The organism is Cytobacillus firmus (genome assembly GCF_023657595.1).
Lineage (GTDB): Bacteria > Bacillota > Bacilli > Bacillales > Cytobacillaceae > Cytobacillus > Cytobacillus firmus_B.
On record NZ_CP098323.1, the window covers coordinates 3,304,116 to 3,320,479 of the forward strand.

Sequence of the window (16,364 nt, forward strand, 5' to 3'; positions counted from 1 at the left end):
ATATCACTATTGACAGGTTTTTAACCTGATACTATTTTTTACTTTTATTACACCAATGTAACAAATATTATAGGTATATGTACCCGTGAATGGGTATATATGCCCCTAAAGGAAAAATTACTGCAGGATTACTCGATTCCAAAACAAAAAGCAGCCAATGCTGCTTTTTAATGGCTGCCATGATCATCGTCATCCATATTTTCTTCCTGGCTGCCTGACTCTTTTTCAGGTGGACTGGGCTTGCCGACAACAAATTCTTTTTTAGGCATATTATGCATCCTTCGCGCCGTTACATGTGAATATATATAATAGGTACCTTCTTCTTTAAAGCTTTTCTCCAGGCGGTAGATCCCGTTTTCAGCATGTTCAACAAGAATTTTTTCGTGTTCTTCTGCATTCGCTCTCCAGATCTCAAACTTGACTTCGTCTGCATCTGTAACCTCTTCTTCTCCATATGTAACTTTTGCTTCAAAAACAACCGGTTCATTCACTTTTGCTTTTTCAGGGTTTATCGATAACTCGACATCCAGGAATTGCGGCTCTTCTTCAGCTGCATTATTATTGCTGCAGGCTGCCAGGCTAATAATTATCATTACCGCAAGCCAAATAAACATTAGTTTTTTCATTATTAATCTCCTCTAAATTTTCTTTATTTCGAGCAGCGGCAGCATGATTCTAACTGTCGTCCCCTTATTTAATTCACTGAACACAGTCAGCTCGCCTTGATGAAGCTTAACCAGCTTTTCTGCAATTGCCAGACCAAGCCCTGTGCCGCCATCTGATCTTGTTCTGCCTTTATTCACTCTATAAAACCGTTGTTTAATTTTGCTTAAATGTTCTTCTGAAATCCCTATGCCTGTATCCTCTATTTCAATCAGGCATTGCTCTCTCTCTTGAGATAAACGGATGCTGATTCTGCCTTTTGCTGTATACCGGATGGAATTGTCCATAATATTTTGGATAACCTGTTCAATCCTGCCTTCATCACCGTTAATGATTACTTCAGGATCCAGGCGATATTGCAGATCCACATTTTTTTCACGGAGGACCGGCTTGTATTTTTCAATAGCGTCCTCTATTAACTGTGCCAATGGCAGCGGCATTTTTTCGAGTTTGTATTCGTTAGATTCAAGTTTGGATAAATCAAGCAAATCTCCAACGAGACGTTCCATCCTTCGTGATTCTCTAAGTATCAGCTGTAAGTATTTTTTTCTGTCCTCTTCGGATTTTTCCATTCCGGAAATGAGCGCCTCACTGTATCCTTTTACATAGCTGATAGGAGTTCTTAACTCATGAGATACATTCGCGAGAAAATCCCTTTTCTTTTCGTCTTCTTTTCGTATAGAGGAGGACATATAATTGAAGGCATTGGCCAGCTGGCCAATTTCGTCCTTTGAATCAATGTTTAAATGAATATCATAGTATCCCTTTGAAACATGTTCTGCTGCACCCTTCATATCCAGCAGAGGCTTTGTCAGTTTTTTAACCAGCAACGTACCTAAAATGATGCTGATAATCGTAAAAACCGCCGCAGCTGCGAGCCACAGATATGCAAAATCCCGGGTAATCTCTGAAATCTTCGCAAGGGGAACATATAAATAAATAATGCCTTGAAGCCGATTATCATCAAGAAGCGGAATAATGACACCCATAATTTTCCGGTCAAACCTTTTTTCATAGCCCAGTTTTTCAACTGGAATGCCTTTAAGAAGATCTTCACGCTCTGCTTTGCCAATTAAAGTCTGATAGTCAATTTCAAAAGGCAGACAGGCACTAAGTTCTCTGGGATTACTGACAATAAAAATCTCTGTTTCTGATTTAGAATTATACCAATCGATTTTTTTCCTGAGATCTTCTGTCAAAGCACCACCCTGGTACTCTGACGCCAGGCTTCTCCCTTCAGTCAGCAGAGAGTCCCTGACATTTTCTACATAAATTTTTTCATAAAATAAGTAAGATAAAAAATAGGAATATAAGATCGTAATAATAATTGCGGCTGTTACAGTCAGCCACATTTTTTTAGCCAGGCTATTTGTCAGGAATTTCATTCATCCGGCACCTCGAATTTATAGCCTACTCCCCAGACTGTTTGAATATAGTCACCAACCCCCAGCTTCATTCTCAGCGTTTTTATATGAGTATCCACTGTTCTTAAACTTCCTGTATAATCAATGCCCCAAATATTTTCAAGCAGCTGTTCCCTGCTTAATGCCCGGTTTTTATGTTCGATAAAAAACAGAAGCAATTCATATTCTTTAAGCGTAAGCGTGACATGCTTTCCCTCAACTGAGACCTTTCGTGCTTTTTTGTCAATTGTGATTTTCCCAATTTGAATAGCATCCATGTCATTTTTTATTCCTCCCGTTCTTCGAAGGACAGCATTGATTCTGGCGACAAGCTCTCCAGGACTGAATGGTTTGACAATATAATCATCTCCCCCTAACTGCAGGGCTTTCACTTTATCCCATTCCTCTCCCTTAGCTGAAAGAAATATTATTGGCACATTTGATTTTTGCCTTATTCGGGAACATACATCAAACCCATCCTCCCCAGGCATCATGATATCCAGAATAACTAAGTCCATCACATTATTTTCAAGTAAGCCGTATGCTTCAAAGCCGCTCTCTGCTGAAAAGCATGCAAATCCTGAATTCCCGAGGTACATTTCAATCAAATGCCTCATATCAGCTTCATCATCTATAATCAGGATATTCAGCATGTCATTTCACACTCTCCCTAATGACTATTTTAAAAGGACCCTCTCCAACCTTGATGCTTTTAAGGGTTTTTAAATTTTCCGGCTCCAGTATATGTAAATCATTGCTGTCATAACCGGCCACTAATAGTGTATCTGCTGCAAAAGCCATTTCAAAAGGATTTGCCGCAATCGACACAGCGGCTTCTTCTTCCCCTGATTCATTAATTTTATATAACATATTTGACCCGTGGCTTAGGACATATACTTGATTTTCTTGTCCCAGAAAATTAATCGGCATCGAAGCGGCTGGAATTTTCTTTATTAACTTACCCGTTTCTTCATCATATACGTGGATATTTTGTTCAATCTCTACACCTTCTCCATGTCCGCCAATCCAGATTTCACCGTTTTTCTCATTGAGCCACGCACCGGCTGCTGAAGGATGGATCGTAAATTCCCCGCTTTTTTCTTTTGATTCAAGGTCGATAATTCCCATTTTTTTATGATTGAAGCTTAGAACAAATAACTTATTCTTTTCACGGGATTCCAGCAGGGTAAGCGGATCTATCTCAGATTCGACCTGTTTTTCTTCTTCTCCATTTAAATGAAAGAACCTAATTTTGTTTAAATGCTGATCTGCAAAAACGATTTCATTCGTTTCAAGCAGGATTCCATTTACGATTCCTTCTCCTGTTTCCCAGCTGTTAATCAGTTTACCTTCCTTTAAGGAATAAAGGTCAGCCGTTTCAAGCTGTTTTCCATAAAGAAGGATGGAATCATTGTCCGGGAGAATTAAAGCGCCTGTATAAGGTTTCTCCATAGCCCATTCTGCCGCCAGCTTCTTTTTTTCCAGGTCCACAAAAGATATGGTCATATCCTTGATATTTACTGTGGCAGCAAAGCTAATATCCTCGGGTATTGCAGGCTGCCTCTTTTCTGAGCAGGAAGTAAGGAAGGCCGTTATGATCCATAAAAAGAAAAGCCAATACATTTTTTTTGACATACAATTTCTCCTCATGACTATCTTATCTTTATCTTACATTAACATTGTGAGATAAATGTGAAAGGATCTTGAAATCTGCAGTAAACCTATAAATTTAAAAGGCACTTTTCGTATAACATGTTGTTTTCGCTAACAATGTTGTCCGCTGAACTCCGCTCCAATCAACTCAGCATAAAATAAAAAGCGGCGACAAACCTTGCGAAAACAGCCATTAAAAAAAGAAGGTTTGACCCTCCCTATTTCAAACCTTCTGCTTCATGGATATGGATTTGGATAAGAGCTTCTTTGGATTTGTCATCCAGGTCTGAATGTGCAATTCTCTTAACCGCAAGGTAGAATTTTTCATAGATAGTCTTACGGACTCTTGGATGGGAATTTTCATCCCTTAATTCCCTGGAGATTGCTTTCTTCAAAATGTTTTCTGCGTCAGTATCCTCTTCGAGTTTCCGGTTATTCCATAGCTTCCGATATTCATTCAGAAGCTTTTCATAGTCTGGACTCATAACTTGCCACATCCCTTCCAAAACAGGAAACAAATATATTTCCTTACATGTATTTTTACATAAATAAATTTATAAATGCAAAAAATACAGCTAATATGCGAGAAAGGAGAATGAGTTATGAATTCACCTTATCGGTGCCCAAACTGTAAAACAAACAGAAGCCGATTCAATATTATTCAGCAGGTGCCTCAATCCATCAAAATGGATCCTCAGACAGGGAATGTTTTGGAAGAATACAGCAGTGAACAGCTGTCCCCCTTCCATATGCCTTACAAAGGTCCTGAAAAAAGGGTTCAATGTGCGGCTTGCGGACTTGTAGAAGACGAGCGGACATTCATTAAATTTGGCGAAAAACAGTAAAACGAATAAAGGCCTGAGAGTCTATTCTCAGGCTTTTATTCGTTCAATAACTTATTTTCCTTTAAGAACCTTTTATTATCCACTTTCCATGGATCTGCCTGTGAAAAGCGCACAAGATAGATGCTGCCTCGAAAATGCTGTCTGCCGCGGTTTTTTATAAACCAATCCGCTTCCACCGGCACCTCCAGGCTCAGCTCATCTGTCAAATCCTCAGCCGGAAGGACGGGCATCGCACTCAGCCTTACATTCTCAATTCTGGGCATGAGTTTATACCATGCTAAAGGCTGGAGGGAAATCGACTGGACAATCCTGGAATCCTGCTGTTTTAGTCCTGCCATGAATGCACTGATCACTTCATATGGATTGGCATTATTGAGATATTCATCAAGCTTTCCTGCCGCTTTCAAAATCATAAGCTTGTGTGATAAATCCATAAAGTTTGTTCGATGTGTGGTACTGCCGTAAAAATGAATACAAAAATGCCCTGGAAAATTATTTTTCAATGCACCTCCTCCATGGGGCATGCCATGCATGGAAGCCGCTATCCATTGATTGCCATTAATTACAATGATGGCGCGCCGCTTCCAGCTCCATTTTCCGCCATAAATGCTTTTCATTATTTTTGTTTCTTCAGCATTTAATGGCTGAACATCTGCATGATGGCTTCCGGCACGCCGCTGGACTTTAAACTTCTTGCCTGTTTCAACATCCAGGACGGTAAATTTACTGTATTTCGGCAATATCCCATTCACTTTCTCCCATGCCAGCATCTCAATCCGCCAGCTAACCCCTTCTTCATCTGCAGATGTGTATGTGCCTCCTGCAAAAAAAAGAAAGATGAATACCATGACTATGTTTAATTTTTTCATAAATTCCACTCATTTATAGGTTTTTTCGGTTAGGCATTATATAATGAGTTTCCCAAAAAAAGGTTTTCTTCATTCATTCAGGCAATAAAAAAAAATCGCACCGTATGAATGCGATTTTCTTTAATATCCTGATTAGATAGATTCTTCTAGAATCTTCAACCTATGTTCGATTTCTGCCCAATCAAGATTCTCCCCAATAAACACCATATTCAGGGGCATATTGATGTTTTCCTGCATATAAAGCGGCATTCCATATGAAAACTGAAAAAGATACGGGTACTTTGAAGAATTCAGCTTCATATACCCTTTTATTCTGTACACAGTATCTGGAAGTCCTCTAAGAAAATCTTCAAAATCAGTCTGATTGACAGGTTTTTGAAACTGATAAACGAACGTGCTAAGCTTTAAATCAGAAAAAACATGTGATCTGGAAGCCTTGCTCTTTTTCCCGGAGGACATATCTCTTACCTGCTTCACAGCAATCTTTGAATATGTAGTTAAGATGGTGAACGACTGGCTGTTAAGACCCTGAATCTCCATTGTAAGCCGCGCCAGTTCCGCCTCGGAAAGTTTATCTGCTTTATTCAGGATTATTAAGTCTGCATGCCTTACCTGCTCAATTAAAAGCTGCTGCACCTGAGGACTTAACACATTTCGATTAAGCCATCTTGGACTGTCAACAACAGAAATAATGCCTTTTACCCGCATCCTGTCTGCAAAAAGGGGGGAAAGGATGCTATCCAGAACTTCAATGGGATGAGCAGCACCTGTAGTTTCAATATAAATCGCTTCCGGCTTTTCAACCATTAATAATTCCTGAAGCTGCGCCTCGAGCTTATCTGAGATGGTACAGCATATACAGCCGTCAAGCAGCTCTTTTAATGGCACACCCTCATCGACTGCATCCGAGTCAATGGAAACTTTCCCAAGCTCGTTCATCATGACTGCCACTTTTCTGCCTTGCTTTTTTTCATCCTGGAGCAGCTGCTTTAGAAGCGTCGTTTTCCCGCTCCCAAGAAATCCTGATAATATATATATTTCTGTTTTATTCATACTTTTCCCCTTCTACACGATCTGCCAGCATTTCTTCAATCATAAGCATCATTTTCTTCTCTATTGAATCAATATCCAGATTGGTTAAATAACCAACAGAATGAAACATTTCCTGTTTGCATTTCCAGATGGGAATATAAGCATTCGGAAAAAATTCATCCTCCGTCTCTATTCCCAGTTCCAGAATGGACTCATAATCATTTTCAAACACATCGTTTTCTGATGCATGCCTGCCTTTTATCGTCCTGACCAGGTCCACTGCCAGATTTTCCTCTTCAGTTTGAAAGTCTGTTTTGTACTTATTAAGAAGTTTTTCTGCAAGCTTTTCACATTTTTGTTCAATATCTGATATTTGCCTGCGGCTCTCTTCATTAAGCTTTACTACCTGCTTCAAAGGATCACCTCTTTATAGCTATCCTGTCTAATGACCCATTGTATATGATTTTACCAGTCCATACAAACCATAAGACATATTTGCTATAATTTCTATTAAGGATGGTGGAGAAAAATGCTCGAAAATACTGGAGAAAGAATCATACTGGAGGAAATGCCGGTTACTAACGGAATGCTTCTGGAACATTTGGCACGTTACTATTTTGCCCTTTATTACGCTAAAGGAAGAGTGCTTGATATTGCCTGCGGGACGGGGTACGGTTCAAAAATAATGGCAAAAGCCAAGAAAAAAGAAATTAATGAAATTGTTGCAGTGGACATTGATGAGGGTGCACTGAACTATGCCAGACAGCATCATTATCATCCTCTCGTGCAATATATTAAAGCCAATGCGGAAGATGATTCCCTCCCTGAACAATTAGGATTCTTTGATGTGATAACGAGCTTTGAAACGCTTGAACACCTGCCATCAGAAGAAATATTCCTTAACAGTCTTTTTAAGATGCTAAAGCCAGGCGGGACTCTCATTTTATCCACGCCCTTCGGTGCCGGAAGGGGAAAGCCAACAAATGAGCCCTTCCATTTTCACCAGCTGACTGAGGATGAATTTATTGAACTGTTCAAGTCTTACGGAGAGACGGAATTTTATTATCAGAGAAGTGTTCTCATTGAACCGAAAAGAGAAGGCAAACACTACCCTTTTGGGATTGCAGTCTGCAGAAAAAGTAAATGAGGAGCCCGCCGGCTCCTCATTTACTTTTAATAGCGTCTCTCTCAGTTCTTTTCAGCATCCAAAAACTGCTTAAGCGCTTCTGAATTTTCTTCAAAATCAAGCTGGAGAACCGAACCGGCATGTTCATAAGTTTTATTCTCATAACTATCTTCAACAGGTACCCTAAGTGTTTCAATGTCAGTGACAGGATTCATTAAAAACTTCACACCGAGTGATAATGCTTCTTCAATCTTTAAGTCGGTTTCAACGTATTTCATTGCCTGGCTGATTACTTCAGGAAACCTTGCTAAACCGGCAGGTGATGAGAATTGGTTCATCACTTCATCTTTAAGCCCAATTAAAATTTCCTGCTGCCGGTCAACTCTCCCGAAATCACTTTGTCCGTCATGGCGAAATCTCACATATGATAAAATGTCGCTTCCCTTAAGCTTTTGTTTTCCCGGCTCCAGATCCAATCCCATATCTTCAATCATGGCGGCACTGACTTCTGCTTCAATTCCGTCCGGGGCAATCGCATCAAGCATCGCTGTAAATCCCTTAAAATCAATAATTGCTGTATGATCGATTTGGATTCCGAAGTTTTGTTCTATTGTATCCTTTAATAATTCCTTGCCGCCTATATAATAAGCATGATTCAACTTGCTGTACATATATTGGTAATCCGGTATTTTTACATAGCTGTCCCTCATAAGAGAGACCAATTTAATGGATTCCCCGGAAGGTTCATAGCTGGCCAGCACAATGGCATCCGAACGTGAATCCTCTTCTCCTCTGCTATCGACACCAATCAGCAAAAAGTTTTTCGTTTCATGTACAATCGCTGAGGGCTCTTTATTCACCTTTTCGGACTCGCCGATCTCCGTCTCCTGCCTTGCATTATTGTTTTCTTTTTGCTGAAAAGACATGCAGCCGGATAGTATAGCTGCAGCCGCTGCAAATAGGATCATAATTTTTTTCAAGTAAATCACCCCTGCGCTGCTTAATAGTTAAGTTATTACCATTGTGGGAAAGAGAAACGCTTTCTATACCCACTTTCTAAGAACAGCCATACTTGAACTGCCCCCACCTGCCGCTACTCGCTTGAGGAAGGAATCGTCTCGCTTGAAAATGATGAAAAAAGCTCTCCGAATCGGAGAGCTTTAGATTATGACCCTATTTGTTTTTTCAGCACTTCAGCTGCTTTTTGAATTTGCGTATCATTTTGGTCGATTTTTTCACGGAGTTTTTCCATCAGCCTAAGAGTAGACTGCCCTGATAATACTCCATTTTGATCAAGCTTTTCAGCAGCCTGGAATTCCTTGACAGCTGCTTCCGTTTTTTCATCAAAGAAACCGTCTTCTCTTCCAGGATTATATCCCAGAGCTTTCAGCATAGCTTGAGCTGCTTTAACCTGAGCTGAAGAAGCAGAAAGCTTTAATTCAGTGTCTGGATTAATAAATGGCAGTGCAGCGTATTCCGGCAAGGCCACTTTGTGGTCAGGTGTAATTCCCTTTTTATGAATCCAATTTCCATCCGGTGTCAGCCATTTTTCAGTAGTGAATTTCATGTTTGACCCATCGGAGAAGTCCTGTGCACGCTGGACGGTGCCTTTCCCAAACGATTTTTCACCGACAAGCGGCACATCTGCGGATTCGTGTACTGCCGCAGCCAGAATTTCTGATGCACTGGCACTTCCTTTATCAATCACAACGACTAAAGGTATATTCGGGTTTTCTTCTCTCTTTGATTTTACTTCTTCTCTGTTTCCATTGCGGTCTTCAATTTGGAATAATATCTCGCCATCCGGGACAAACAGGCTGGAGATTTCCACTGCCTGATCCAGAAGGCCTCCTGGATTCTGGCGAAGATCAAGGATTAATCCTTTCATGCCCTGCTTCTGCAGTTCATTCAGAGTTTCAACCAGTTCTTTAGAAGTATTTTCTGAGAATGTAGTAATCTGTACTTTTGCAATACCATCTTCCAGCATTTCCCCATAGACGGTTTCAAGCGGAATGGTATCGCGTGTAATGGAAATTTTCATAGGCTCATCTGTGCCGGGACGCTGAACTGCAAGTTCTACTTTAGTCCCTTTTTCGCCTCTGATCAGCATAACGGCTTCTGTAGAGCTCATCCCCTGAAGGCTTTTTCCATCAACTGAGAGAACCTTGTCATTTGGCCTAAGCCCGGCTTTTTCAGCAGGTGAACCTTTCAATGGGGATACAATGACTATGTAGCCTTCCTGTTCCTGGATTTCAGCTCCGATTCCTTCAAAAGAGGATGAAATACTCTGATGAAAGCTTTCGGCTTCTTCTTCATTCATATAGTCCGAGTATGGATCATCGAGCGCTTCAAGCATACCGTTAATAGCGCCATTTATAAGGTTATTTTGATCCACTTCCTGGAAATAGTTTGCTTTCAGGGTATCATACGCTGTATACAGCTTATCAAATTCCCTTCTTTCGCTTGTTCCCACATCTACTGCCTTTTCATCTCCAAAGGCCAGTGCAAAGGTAGTAATTCCAGCTGAAAGAAACACAATAAAAAACAGCAGCATTACAAAATGAAACTTTTTCATGCGGATAAAACCTGAATGGTTATTATCTGGTGTTTCTGAAGTTTCTTTGTTTAAATCTTCATTTTGCAAACTTTTCACCACTTTCGTCACCGTAAAATAACTATGTACAATCCTTAATGATTAGAATAACATTTATCGAATAAATTACAAAGAAAAATGTGTGCAGCGATTAAAGAGCGCCAGCAAAATATGCGTGGCGCTCTTTCTTATGTCAGGCTACCCCATAGCCCTGGTCTTCTATCGCTTTTATCAAATGTTCCTTATCAGATTTTTCAGGATCATAGACGATTTCTGCATGTTCATCATGAAAGGCAATCGAGACGCTTGCCACGCCATCGATGGAGAGAAGGGCATTTTTGACTGCCTCTTCACAATGGCCGCAGGTCATGCCTACAACTTTAAATGAAACTTTTTCCAAAGCATGTGCCTCCTTTTTACAAATTAAACCTTACTTTATTAATACCTCATTGAAGGAGGTTTATAAACATCAGGTAAACAGACAGCCGGCCCGGCCAAACTTCACTTGAATTAAAGCGGCATTTACATCAGGAAAATAAAAGATTAATGTTTTGGCGGTATAAACATATTTTATTATAAAGCCATTTTAAAATTCTCTATCAAACCTTTTCATCATCCAGACCTTAGCTCTCCCAGCACTTTCTTAAGGGGTGATTTTATGATGTTAACCGCAATATTATGGATAAGCTTCGCATTTTCCCTAATCAGCCTAATTGCCGGGATTATGAATCAGTCATGGAAACTTGCTCTATTAAGTTTTTTTCTGCTGCTGCCATTGGGATATTCTCTAACAGGGGCAGAAAATGTGCTCCGTTTTCTATCAGGCCTTCCAGCTGTACCCTTCCTTTTAGCGGTGATATTCTATTTTCAATCAGGAAAAAGCAGGCTGAAGGAGAAAGGCAAATAAAAGAGGCCATTTTGGCCTCTTAGATTTTTTTAACAAGATCAAAGTACTCTTCCAAAGTCCATTTCTTTTCATAAATGACTTTCGCAGCTTCATGGCCCACATAACGGAAATGCCAAGGCTCATATTTATAACCTGTGATGGCTTCTTTTCCTTTTGGATAGCGGAGAATAAAACCATAATGATGCGCATTTTCAGCAAGCCACTTTCCTTCCTTTGTCTCCCCGAATTCTTCGGAAAGCTCAAGACTTGCACTTCTGCTTGAGATATCCATTGACAGTCCTGTCTGATGTTCACTGCTTCCGGGAATCGCCACAGCCTGGACCGCTTTTTCTTTACCAACTCTATTTACTTCGGCCTCAAAAACTTCAGATTGCCGTGTAAAAGAGCGATAGCCGGATACAGCAAATAATTCCACACCTTCATTCAATGCTCCAGCAAATAGCTTCTCCAGTTCTTCAGCTGCGTCCTGGCGCATATAGCTCTTTTCCAAATCTAACTTCCCGTAAGAAAATGCGACATCCGGGATCATTAGCTTGGATGGTTCATAGCCATCCGGAAGGCTGAATTGTTTATTCACCATGACCATCACATTATCAGGGTTCTGGATAATATTTCTGCCATCCACAGATTTAATATCATTAAAATATGAAGCTTCCAATGAAAGAGGATCCTTTTGAATATCTTTCTTGTCTTCATTTCCTGCTTCCCCGGCACTGCTTTCTTCTCTATTTAGTGATTCATTTTCTTGAGAAGGTTCATCGAGGCTTTTATCTTCCCCAAGGAACGGAATTTTTTCAATAAGCGGCTTTGCTTTATCCAAATACGGATCCAGCTGGCTGCAGCCGGAAAGCAGAAGGCTAAGGGTCCCTGCCATAATTATGATCTTCTTCATTCAAACTCACCTGTCTTTTTATTTCTTTGCAACATTACTATTTTAACACTACACGTCAACTAGTCCATAATTGTGTTAAAAACAGGACAAACGGCACAAATCTCATTTTTAATAATTTCAAAATTACATCATCAAAAAAAATAAAACTGGCTCAGGTGAACCAGTTTCATTCTATATTATTCCTTAATAGCAGCTTCAAGTGCCACTTCGATCATTTCATTGAAGGTGGTTTGTCTTTCTTCAGCAGTCGTTTCCTCACCTGTCAGGATGTGATCACTGACTGTTAGGACAGATAGTGCTTTGCGGTCAAACTTCGCTGCAAGTGTATATAGAGCGGCTGTTTCCATCTCAATTGCCAGGATCTGATACTTTGCCCATTTTTCAAGTTCCGAATTGTCATTATAGAACATGTCAGATGTGAAGACATTTCCGACTTTAAGGTTTAATCCTTTTTCAATACCTGCATCATAAGCTTTTTTCAATAGATCAAAATTGGCTGTCGGCGCAAAGTCAACCCCTCCGAAAGTGAGCCTGTTCATTTGGGAATCTGTAGAAGAGCTCATCGCAAGGATTACATCTCGAACCTTTACATCTTTTTGAATCGCACCACACGTTCCTACTCTAATCAGGTTTTGGACATTATAGCTTTGCATCAGTTCATTGATATAGATGGAAATGGATGGAACCCCCATGCCTGTACCCTGAACTGATATGCGCTTCCCTTTATATGTTCCTGTATAACCAAACATGTTGCGGACTTCATTGTAGCACTCCGCATTTTCTAAGAATGTTTCTGCAATATATTTTGCACGCAAAGGGTCTCCAGGAAGCAGGACCGTTTCCGCAATTTCATTTTCTTTAGCACCAATATGTACGCTCATAAATCTAACCTCCAAATTCATTCTGAAGCTGATGTAAATGCTTCCAAGTCACACTATACCATATGTGCCACCAGTTAGAAACAAATATGACAGGGCATGTTTTTTCCCTGTGCGGGAAAGCTAATTTTAGCTTTTCCAAAGGAGGTTGTAATCATGCCGCAAAAAGGAATGAGCAAAAAACTCAGGCAGGCAGTCCAGCATGCCAATGAGACAAATCCATCTTCCAGGGCTAATACCGAGCCTAATACATCCAAAACAGTCAAAACAATAAGCAATCGATAAGCGGAGGGACTTAAGATGGGCAAAAAGCACCGTAACCGTATAAACTCACCAAAGAAGAATAATCATATTCCTGCAGAAGCCATTGTTGCAGAGCAGGAAGCGCATGGCAAGGAATACACAGCCAACAAACGCAAAAACAGTCCGGGATCAAACATAACCGAATAAGAAAAGCGCAAGCGCCTTGGTCACGAAGGAACGCAGACTAAGAACACCACGTCCTGTGGCAACGTCTGCATGACCCGCATCCTGCGGGCCTCAAGCACAAGACGAGCCTCACGGAAAGGCGTCCTTTGCCTTTTTGGGAGGATTGGCTTGTGACCTCGAGGGGGTAGGCGCTGGAGCTAGACAGTTATCGAAGTTAAAAGTTATACTTTCCTATATAATAAAAATAAACAGGAGAGCTATTATGCCCTCCTGTTTTCTTATTTATCTAATATGTATCCTATTAACTTCTTCCCAGCCGCCCGGCTTCAGCTGATAATAAAATTGCCCTCTTCTGCCTTCATCAATATAGAGTATATCTCCTGTGGAAATAAACCGGCCATCGAAATCCTCCGGGATCCGATCATGCACATTAAACTTTCTAAAAACTGATTCAAGGCATTCATCATGAGTCAAAGCTTCTACATTAAGGCGATATACTTGCTGAAAGCCTTTTTTGCCCCTGAATTCAGGTGTTTGAAAGATCGTAACATCATACTCTCTTCTTTTGATCCTTGTTAATTCCATCAGCATATGGCATCCCCCTCTTATTCCCAGCATCCGTTATTTATGGCTGATTCTAATTCACCAAGTGACCTGTCAACTATCGAATAAGGTCTTCAAAAGCATTCTTATGACGTTTTCCAGCCAGCTGCCTAAATTTAAGTGAACAACTTTTCATTACTGTTTAATTAGCCATTTTTATTGTCGTTTCCTCCATCAAAAAAATTCTATTTTTGTCGATTAACGGTTTTTTTCGTAAAGTAAACGCTTTCAAAAATGTTTAATCTGCATATTATGTATAAAAGTCTTATCTGGAGGTGATGAAATTGCTGGTATCTAAAAAGCCTGTTTTGCTTTCCATCCTAATTGGAATGTTATTAATGACTTTCTCTTATTTTTTTCAGCCTCTCATGCCATTTAAGTCCATCGCACACAGAGGCGCATCTGCACTTGCACCGGAAAACACGCTTGCATCGTTTGAAAAAGCTATTGAAATGGGTTTTGACTATATCGAGTTAGATGTAAGGCTGAGCAAGGATAAACAGCTGGTTGTTATTCATGACGCTAATGTTTTGCGAACTACCGACGGTGAGGGGCTAATTGAGGAATTAACAGTTAAAGACTTAAAAAAACTGGATGCAGGATCATGGTTTTCTCCTGCGTATGCCGGTGAAAAAATCCCTTTATTGACTGAAGTATTAAAACAAGCCAGCGGAAAAATAGGAATTATAATTGAAATGAAATCACCGGAAAATCAGCCTGGCATGACAGAAATTCTCGCAGACGTACTAAACTCTTACAAACCCGACAGTCACATAAAAGTCCAATCTTTTCATATTAATGAAATGAAAAAGTTTCACGAGCTGGCTCCCGAGATTCCTGCTGGCCTGCTGCTGAGCAAACACCTGGACTTGTTTCATTTGGCATCCTACCGCGATTTTGCCTCTTTTCTATCTGTTCACCATCTCCTGCTTTCCAAGTCCTTCATTAATCAAGCTGAATTATTCGGTTATGAGATCTATTCGTGGACCATCAGTAAACAATACCAATTTGCAGACATGCAGAGGCTTGGTGTTCACGGCATTATTTCCGATGATGAGAAGAGAATCCCCGATTCAATCATGTACGTGCTCATAACCCCCTTTTTAAAAGGACAGGATTTAATTAAAACACTTCTGGCGTAACCTATAGCGCTCCACTGTCGCAGCCAAAGCAAAAAAAACGATGGGCATCACCCATCGTTTTCTCAATGAATTAAGCATATTTTGCAATGACCGATTGAAGCTTTTGCTGCATATAAGGAATATCTGCATTTGTAACAGTGAAACGGACAAATGTTTCATCCATTTCCAGTGCTTCTGCCAGGAATCCGCCTATTCCTCTCGCTTTACGGTCTACTTGCATCATAACCTCGGTCTCTCCGTTTGACAGTGGAAAAAAGACCACTTCCAGTTCATCAAGTTTTCCTCTGAAAGGACCGGAGACTGGAACAAATTCAAACTCCTGGATAAACGGAAGCCTTCTGCGAAGGCGGTGCGGAGCCTGTTCACATTCTGCTTCCCGCAAACGGAATCCCATACTTGAAACAGCGTTCAATACAGAATCCATCAGCGGGGTAGCAGCAACACGAATATAATCCTTATCTGCAGGATCTACCGCGTTTTTTATATCTAGTCCTGTCGTCACCCAAATTTTCGTTTTGCCAAAAGACAAAGGTGTGTCAGCTGGAAGGTTAAAGGTAAAAGGAATTTCCTTTCGTTCATTGGCTGCCAGGGTAAAGGATTGAGCAAGCCTGAAACGGTCAATCAGACCGGAGACTGTATATTTTTTATCATCTGATTCTTTAATATAAGTAGTATTCAATGAAAGGTAAATATCATCAATTTTCTGTTCGGTGCTGCCCCCTGTAATTTCAACCACGCCTCTGAGGGCTTCGCCCGGAACTGCTAAATCCTTTTCAAGTTTCGTATCCACTTTTGCTGATCCAATTCCTACACTTGCCAAAACCTTATTAAAAAATGACATATGCTTCTCTCCCTGTTTCATTTTTTATTTTTACTGCATATATAAAGCAAAGCACTTATTTCACTTAGATATACGTGCTTCTTAACAAGAAGGTTTCATTTTCAATGGCGGCAGCACATATTTTTTTTCGGAATTGCTCCGTTCACTGCATACCTCAGAAAATGCTGTGTTTAGAATATGTATGTGTAAGATGTTCCTGCTGCTCCGCAAAAAAATGACGAGCATCGTTCCTCGTCATTTTTCTATATCAGTCATCTTCAATTTCTTCATCAATGATGCACTTTTGCAGCAGGTACTCAAACGTGATATCTGCAAGTTCATCCAATTCTCCTTCAGTAGGCACATATCCCCTTTTTGCCAGCTCATGAAAGAAAAACTCAGCAATTTCTTCTGTATCTATTACGACTTCTATTTCCTTCACAGCAACGCCCCCTTTGTACAAAATGTATGAAGCACTCCCTGGATTCATGCAGAACAAGCCATATTCT

General features: G+C 40.4%; 22 protein-coding genes. 6 read left to right on the forward strand and 16 right to left on the reverse strand.

Translation table 11 applies throughout. The annotated features are described in order from the left end of the window. Positions 1–167: 167 nt before the first annotated feature. The 5 genes from NAF01_RS16670 to NAF01_RS16690 all read right to left on the reverse strand — a co-directional run bounded on the left by NAF01_RS16670 (position 168) and on the right by NAF01_RS16690 (position 4,204). Complete coding sequence (locus NAF01_RS16670; protein WP_222498039.1) at positions 168–626, reverse strand: FixH family protein; 459 nt, start codon at positions 624–626, stop codon at positions 168–170. A gap of 12 nt (positions 627–638) precedes the next feature. Further along, complete coding sequence (locus tag NAF01_RS16675; protein ID WP_226618447.1) at positions 639–2,048, reverse strand: sensor histidine kinase; 1,410 nt, start codon at positions 2,046–2,048, stop codon at positions 639–641. Further along, on the reverse strand, positions 2,045–2,719 hold the full coding sequence (locus tag NAF01_RS16680; protein WP_048009356.1) for a response regulator transcription factor: 675 nt from the start codon (positions 2,717–2,719) through the stop codon (positions 2,045–2,047). Before NAF01_RS16680 ends, NAF01_RS16675 begins: the two co-directional genes overlap by 4 nt. A 1-nt stretch (position 2,720) precedes the next feature. Continuing rightward, positions 2,721–3,701, reverse strand: coding sequence for a YncE family protein (locus tag NAF01_RS16685; protein WP_048009357.1), 981 nt, complete (start codon positions 3,699–3,701; stop codon positions 2,721–2,723). Positions 3,702–3,937: 236 nt separating this feature from the next. Then, complete coding sequence (locus NAF01_RS16690) at positions 3,938–4,204, reverse strand: hypothetical protein (protein WP_048009434.1); 267 nt, start codon at positions 4,202–4,204, stop codon at positions 3,938–3,940. A 117-nt stretch (positions 4,205–4,321) separates the two neighbouring features. Here NAF01_RS16690 and NAF01_RS16695 point away from each other — a divergent pair, with 117 nt between their 5' ends. Continuing rightward, positions 4,322–4,564, forward strand: a complete 243-nt coding sequence (locus tag NAF01_RS16695) for a DNA alkylation repair protein (protein ID WP_250800814.1) — start codon at positions 4,322–4,324, stop codon at positions 4,562–4,564. Positions 4,565–4,599: 35 nt separating this feature from the next. Here the strand turns inward: NAF01_RS16695 and NAF01_RS16700 are convergent, their stop codons facing one another. The 3 genes from NAF01_RS16700 to NAF01_RS16710 all read right to left on the reverse strand — a co-directional run bounded on the left by NAF01_RS16700 (position 4,600) and on the right by NAF01_RS16710 (position 6,880). Next, complete coding sequence (locus tag NAF01_RS16700; protein WP_250800819.1) at positions 4,600–5,433, reverse strand: hypothetical protein; 834 nt, start codon at positions 5,431–5,433, stop codon at positions 4,600–4,602. A 132-nt stretch (positions 5,434–5,565) separates the two neighbouring features. Continuing rightward, entirely contained in the window at positions 5,566–6,486 is a 921-nt protein-coding gene (locus NAF01_RS16705) for a CobW family GTP-binding protein (protein ID WP_250800821.1), read from the reverse strand. Continuing rightward, on the reverse strand, positions 6,479–6,880 hold the full coding sequence (locus NAF01_RS16710) for a hypothetical protein (protein WP_048009360.1): 402 nt from the start codon (positions 6,878–6,880) through the stop codon (positions 6,479–6,481). Before NAF01_RS16710 ends, NAF01_RS16705 begins: the two co-directional genes overlap by 8 nt. Before the next feature lie 114 nt (positions 6,881–6,994). Between NAF01_RS16710 and NAF01_RS16715 the strand changes: the two genes are divergently transcribed. Then, positions 6,995–7,612 (forward strand): class I SAM-dependent methyltransferase, encoded by a 618-nt coding sequence (locus NAF01_RS16715; RefSeq protein ID WP_048009361.1) that lies wholly within the window; start codon positions 6,995–6,997, stop codon positions 7,610–7,612. A 41-nt stretch (positions 7,613–7,653) separates the two neighbouring features. On the opposite strand, the gene NAF01_RS16720 is transcribed toward NAF01_RS16715, so the two are convergent. The 3 genes from NAF01_RS16720 to NAF01_RS16730 form a co-directional block, all read right to left on the reverse strand. Next, positions 7,654–8,571: an LCP family protein gene (locus NAF01_RS16720; RefSeq protein ID WP_250800822.1), complete on the reverse strand. Its 918-nt coding sequence runs from the start codon at positions 8,569–8,571 to the stop codon at positions 7,654–7,656. Positions 8,572–8,756: 185 nt separating this feature from the next. Continuing rightward, positions 8,757–10,235, reverse strand: coding sequence for a lmo1851 family serine protease (locus tag NAF01_RS16725; protein ID WP_242062000.1), 1,479 nt, complete (start codon positions 10,233–10,235; stop codon positions 8,757–8,759). 142 nt (positions 10,236–10,377) lie between these two features. Then, the gene (locus NAF01_RS16730; RefSeq protein WP_048009364.1) at positions 10,378–10,584 is read right to left on the reverse strand and encodes a heavy-metal-associated domain-containing protein; all 207 of its coding nucleotides are present in this window, start codon (positions 10,582–10,584) and stop codon (positions 10,378–10,380) included. Positions 10,585–10,842: 258 nt separating this feature from the next. Between NAF01_RS16730 and NAF01_RS16735 the strand changes: the two genes are divergently transcribed. Continuing rightward, on the forward strand, positions 10,843–11,091 hold the full coding sequence (locus tag NAF01_RS16735) for a hypothetical protein (protein WP_226618445.1): 249 nt from the start codon (positions 10,843–10,845) through the stop codon (positions 11,089–11,091). Between the two features lie 19 nt (positions 11,092–11,110). Here NAF01_RS16735 and NAF01_RS16740 read toward each other — a convergent pair whose 3' ends face one another. Together NAF01_RS16740 and deoD are read right to left on the reverse strand one after the other, a co-directional pair. Further along, positions 11,111–11,983, reverse strand: coding sequence for a M15 family metallopeptidase (locus NAF01_RS16740; RefSeq protein WP_048009365.1), 873 nt, complete (start codon positions 11,981–11,983; stop codon positions 11,111–11,113). A gap of 176 nt (positions 11,984–12,159) precedes the next feature. Next, on the reverse strand, positions 12,160–12,864 hold the full coding sequence (deoD, locus tag NAF01_RS16745) for a purine-nucleoside phosphorylase (protein ID WP_048009366.1): 705 nt from the start codon (positions 12,862–12,864) through the stop codon (positions 12,160–12,162). A gap of 153 nt (positions 12,865–13,017) precedes the next feature. Between deoD and NAF01_RS24995 the strand changes: the two genes are divergently transcribed. Together NAF01_RS24995 and NAF01_RS16750 are read left to right on the forward strand one after the other, a co-directional pair. Beyond that, positions 13,018–13,146, forward strand: coding sequence for a hypothetical protein (locus tag NAF01_RS24995; RefSeq protein ID WP_258750918.1), 129 nt, complete (start codon positions 13,018–13,020; stop codon positions 13,144–13,146). 15 nt (positions 13,147–13,161) lie between these two features. After that, a complete protein-coding gene (locus NAF01_RS16750; RefSeq protein WP_197087636.1) occupies positions 13,162–13,311 on the forward strand; it encodes a hypothetical protein in 150 nt (49 codons plus the stop codon). A gap of 261 nt (positions 13,312–13,572) precedes the next feature. On the opposite strand, the gene NAF01_RS16755 is transcribed toward NAF01_RS16750, so the two are convergent. After that, entirely contained in the window at positions 13,573–13,881 is a 309-nt protein-coding gene (locus tag NAF01_RS16755) for a YodL domain-containing protein (RefSeq protein WP_048009367.1), read from the reverse strand. Between the two features lie 290 nt (positions 13,882–14,171). Here NAF01_RS16755 and NAF01_RS16760 point away from each other — a divergent pair, with 290 nt between their 5' ends. Next, positions 14,172–15,035: a glycerophosphodiester phosphodiesterase gene (locus tag NAF01_RS16760; protein ID WP_250800823.1), complete on the forward strand. Its 864-nt coding sequence runs from the start codon at positions 14,172–14,174 to the stop codon at positions 15,033–15,035. A gap of 70 nt (positions 15,036–15,105) precedes the next feature. On the opposite strand, the gene NAF01_RS16765 is transcribed toward NAF01_RS16760, so the two are convergent. Together NAF01_RS16765 and NAF01_RS16770 are read right to left on the reverse strand one after the other, a co-directional pair. Beyond that, positions 15,106–15,876: a sporulation protein gene (locus NAF01_RS16765; protein ID WP_048009368.1), complete on the reverse strand. Its 771-nt coding sequence runs from the start codon at positions 15,874–15,876 to the stop codon at positions 15,106–15,108. Between the two features lie 247 nt (positions 15,877–16,123). Continuing rightward, a complete protein-coding gene (locus NAF01_RS16770) occupies positions 16,124–16,297 on the reverse strand; it encodes a YozD family protein (RefSeq protein ID WP_009332582.1) in 174 nt (57 codons plus the stop codon). Between the last annotated feature and the right edge of the window lie 67 nt (positions 16,298–16,364).

What these genes read in the sequence shown, in the direction of transcription:
- NAF01_RS16670 (WP_222498039.1), bottom strand. Translation starts at nt 626, where the DNA reads ATGAAAAAACTAATGTTTATTTGGCTTGCGGTAATGATAATTATTAGC.
- NAF01_RS16675 (WP_226618447.1), bottom strand. Translation starts at nt 2,048, where the DNA reads ATGAAATTCCTGACAAATAGCCTGGCTAAAAAAATGTGGCTGACTGTA.
- NAF01_RS16680 (WP_048009356.1), bottom strand. Translation starts at nt 2,719, where the DNA reads ATGCTGAATATCCTGATTATAGATGATGAAGCTGATATGAGGCATTTG.
- NAF01_RS16685 (WP_048009357.1), bottom strand. Translation starts at nt 3,701, where the DNA reads ATGTCAAAAAAAATGTATTGGCTTTTCTTTTTATGGATCATAACGGCC.
- NAF01_RS16690 (WP_048009434.1), bottom strand. Translation starts at nt 4,204, where the DNA reads ATGAGTCCAGACTATGAAAAGCTTCTGAATGAATATCGGAAGCTATGG.
- NAF01_RS16695 (WP_250800814.1), top strand. Translation starts at nt 4,322, where the DNA reads ATGAATTCACCTTATCGGTGCCCAAACTGTAAAACAAACAGAAGCCGA.
- NAF01_RS16700 (WP_250800819.1), bottom strand. Translation starts at nt 5,433, where the DNA reads ATGAAAAAATTAAACATAGTCATGGTATTCATCTTTCTTTTTTTTGCA.
- NAF01_RS16705 (WP_250800821.1), bottom strand. Translation starts at nt 6,486, where the DNA reads ATGAATAAAACAGAAATATATATATTATCAGGATTTCTTGGGAGCGGG.
- NAF01_RS16715 (WP_048009361.1), top strand. Translation starts at nt 6,995, where the DNA reads ATGCTCGAAAATACTGGAGAAAGAATCATACTGGAGGAAATGCCGGTT.
- NAF01_RS16735 (WP_226618445.1), top strand. Translation starts at nt 10,843, where the DNA reads ATGATGTTAACCGCAATATTATGGATAAGCTTCGCATTTTCCCTAATC.
- NAF01_RS16740 (WP_048009365.1), bottom strand. Translation starts at nt 11,983, where the DNA reads ATGAAGAAGATCATAATTATGGCAGGGACCCTTAGCCTTCTGCTTTCC.
- deoD (WP_048009366.1), bottom strand. Translation starts at nt 12,864, where the DNA reads ATGAGCGTACATATTGGTGCTAAAGAAAATGAAATTGCGGAAACGGTC.
- NAF01_RS24995 (WP_258750918.1), top strand. Translation starts at nt 13,018, where the DNA reads ATGCCGCAAAAAGGAATGAGCAAAAAACTCAGGCAGGCAGTCCAGCAT.
- NAF01_RS16750 (WP_197087636.1), top strand. Translation starts at nt 13,162, where the DNA reads ATGGGCAAAAAGCACCGTAACCGTATAAACTCACCAAAGAAGAATAAT.
- NAF01_RS16755 (WP_048009367.1), bottom strand. Translation starts at nt 13,881, where the DNA reads ATGCTGATGGAATTAACAAGGATCAAAAGAAGAGAGTATGATGTTACG.
- NAF01_RS16760 (WP_250800823.1), top strand. Translation starts at nt 14,172, where the DNA reads ATGAAATTGCTGGTATCTAAAAAGCCTGTTTTGCTTTCCATCCTAATT.
- NAF01_RS16765 (WP_048009368.1), bottom strand. Translation starts at nt 15,876, where the DNA reads ATGTCATTTTTTAATAAGGTTTTGGCAAGTGTAGGAATTGGATCAGCA.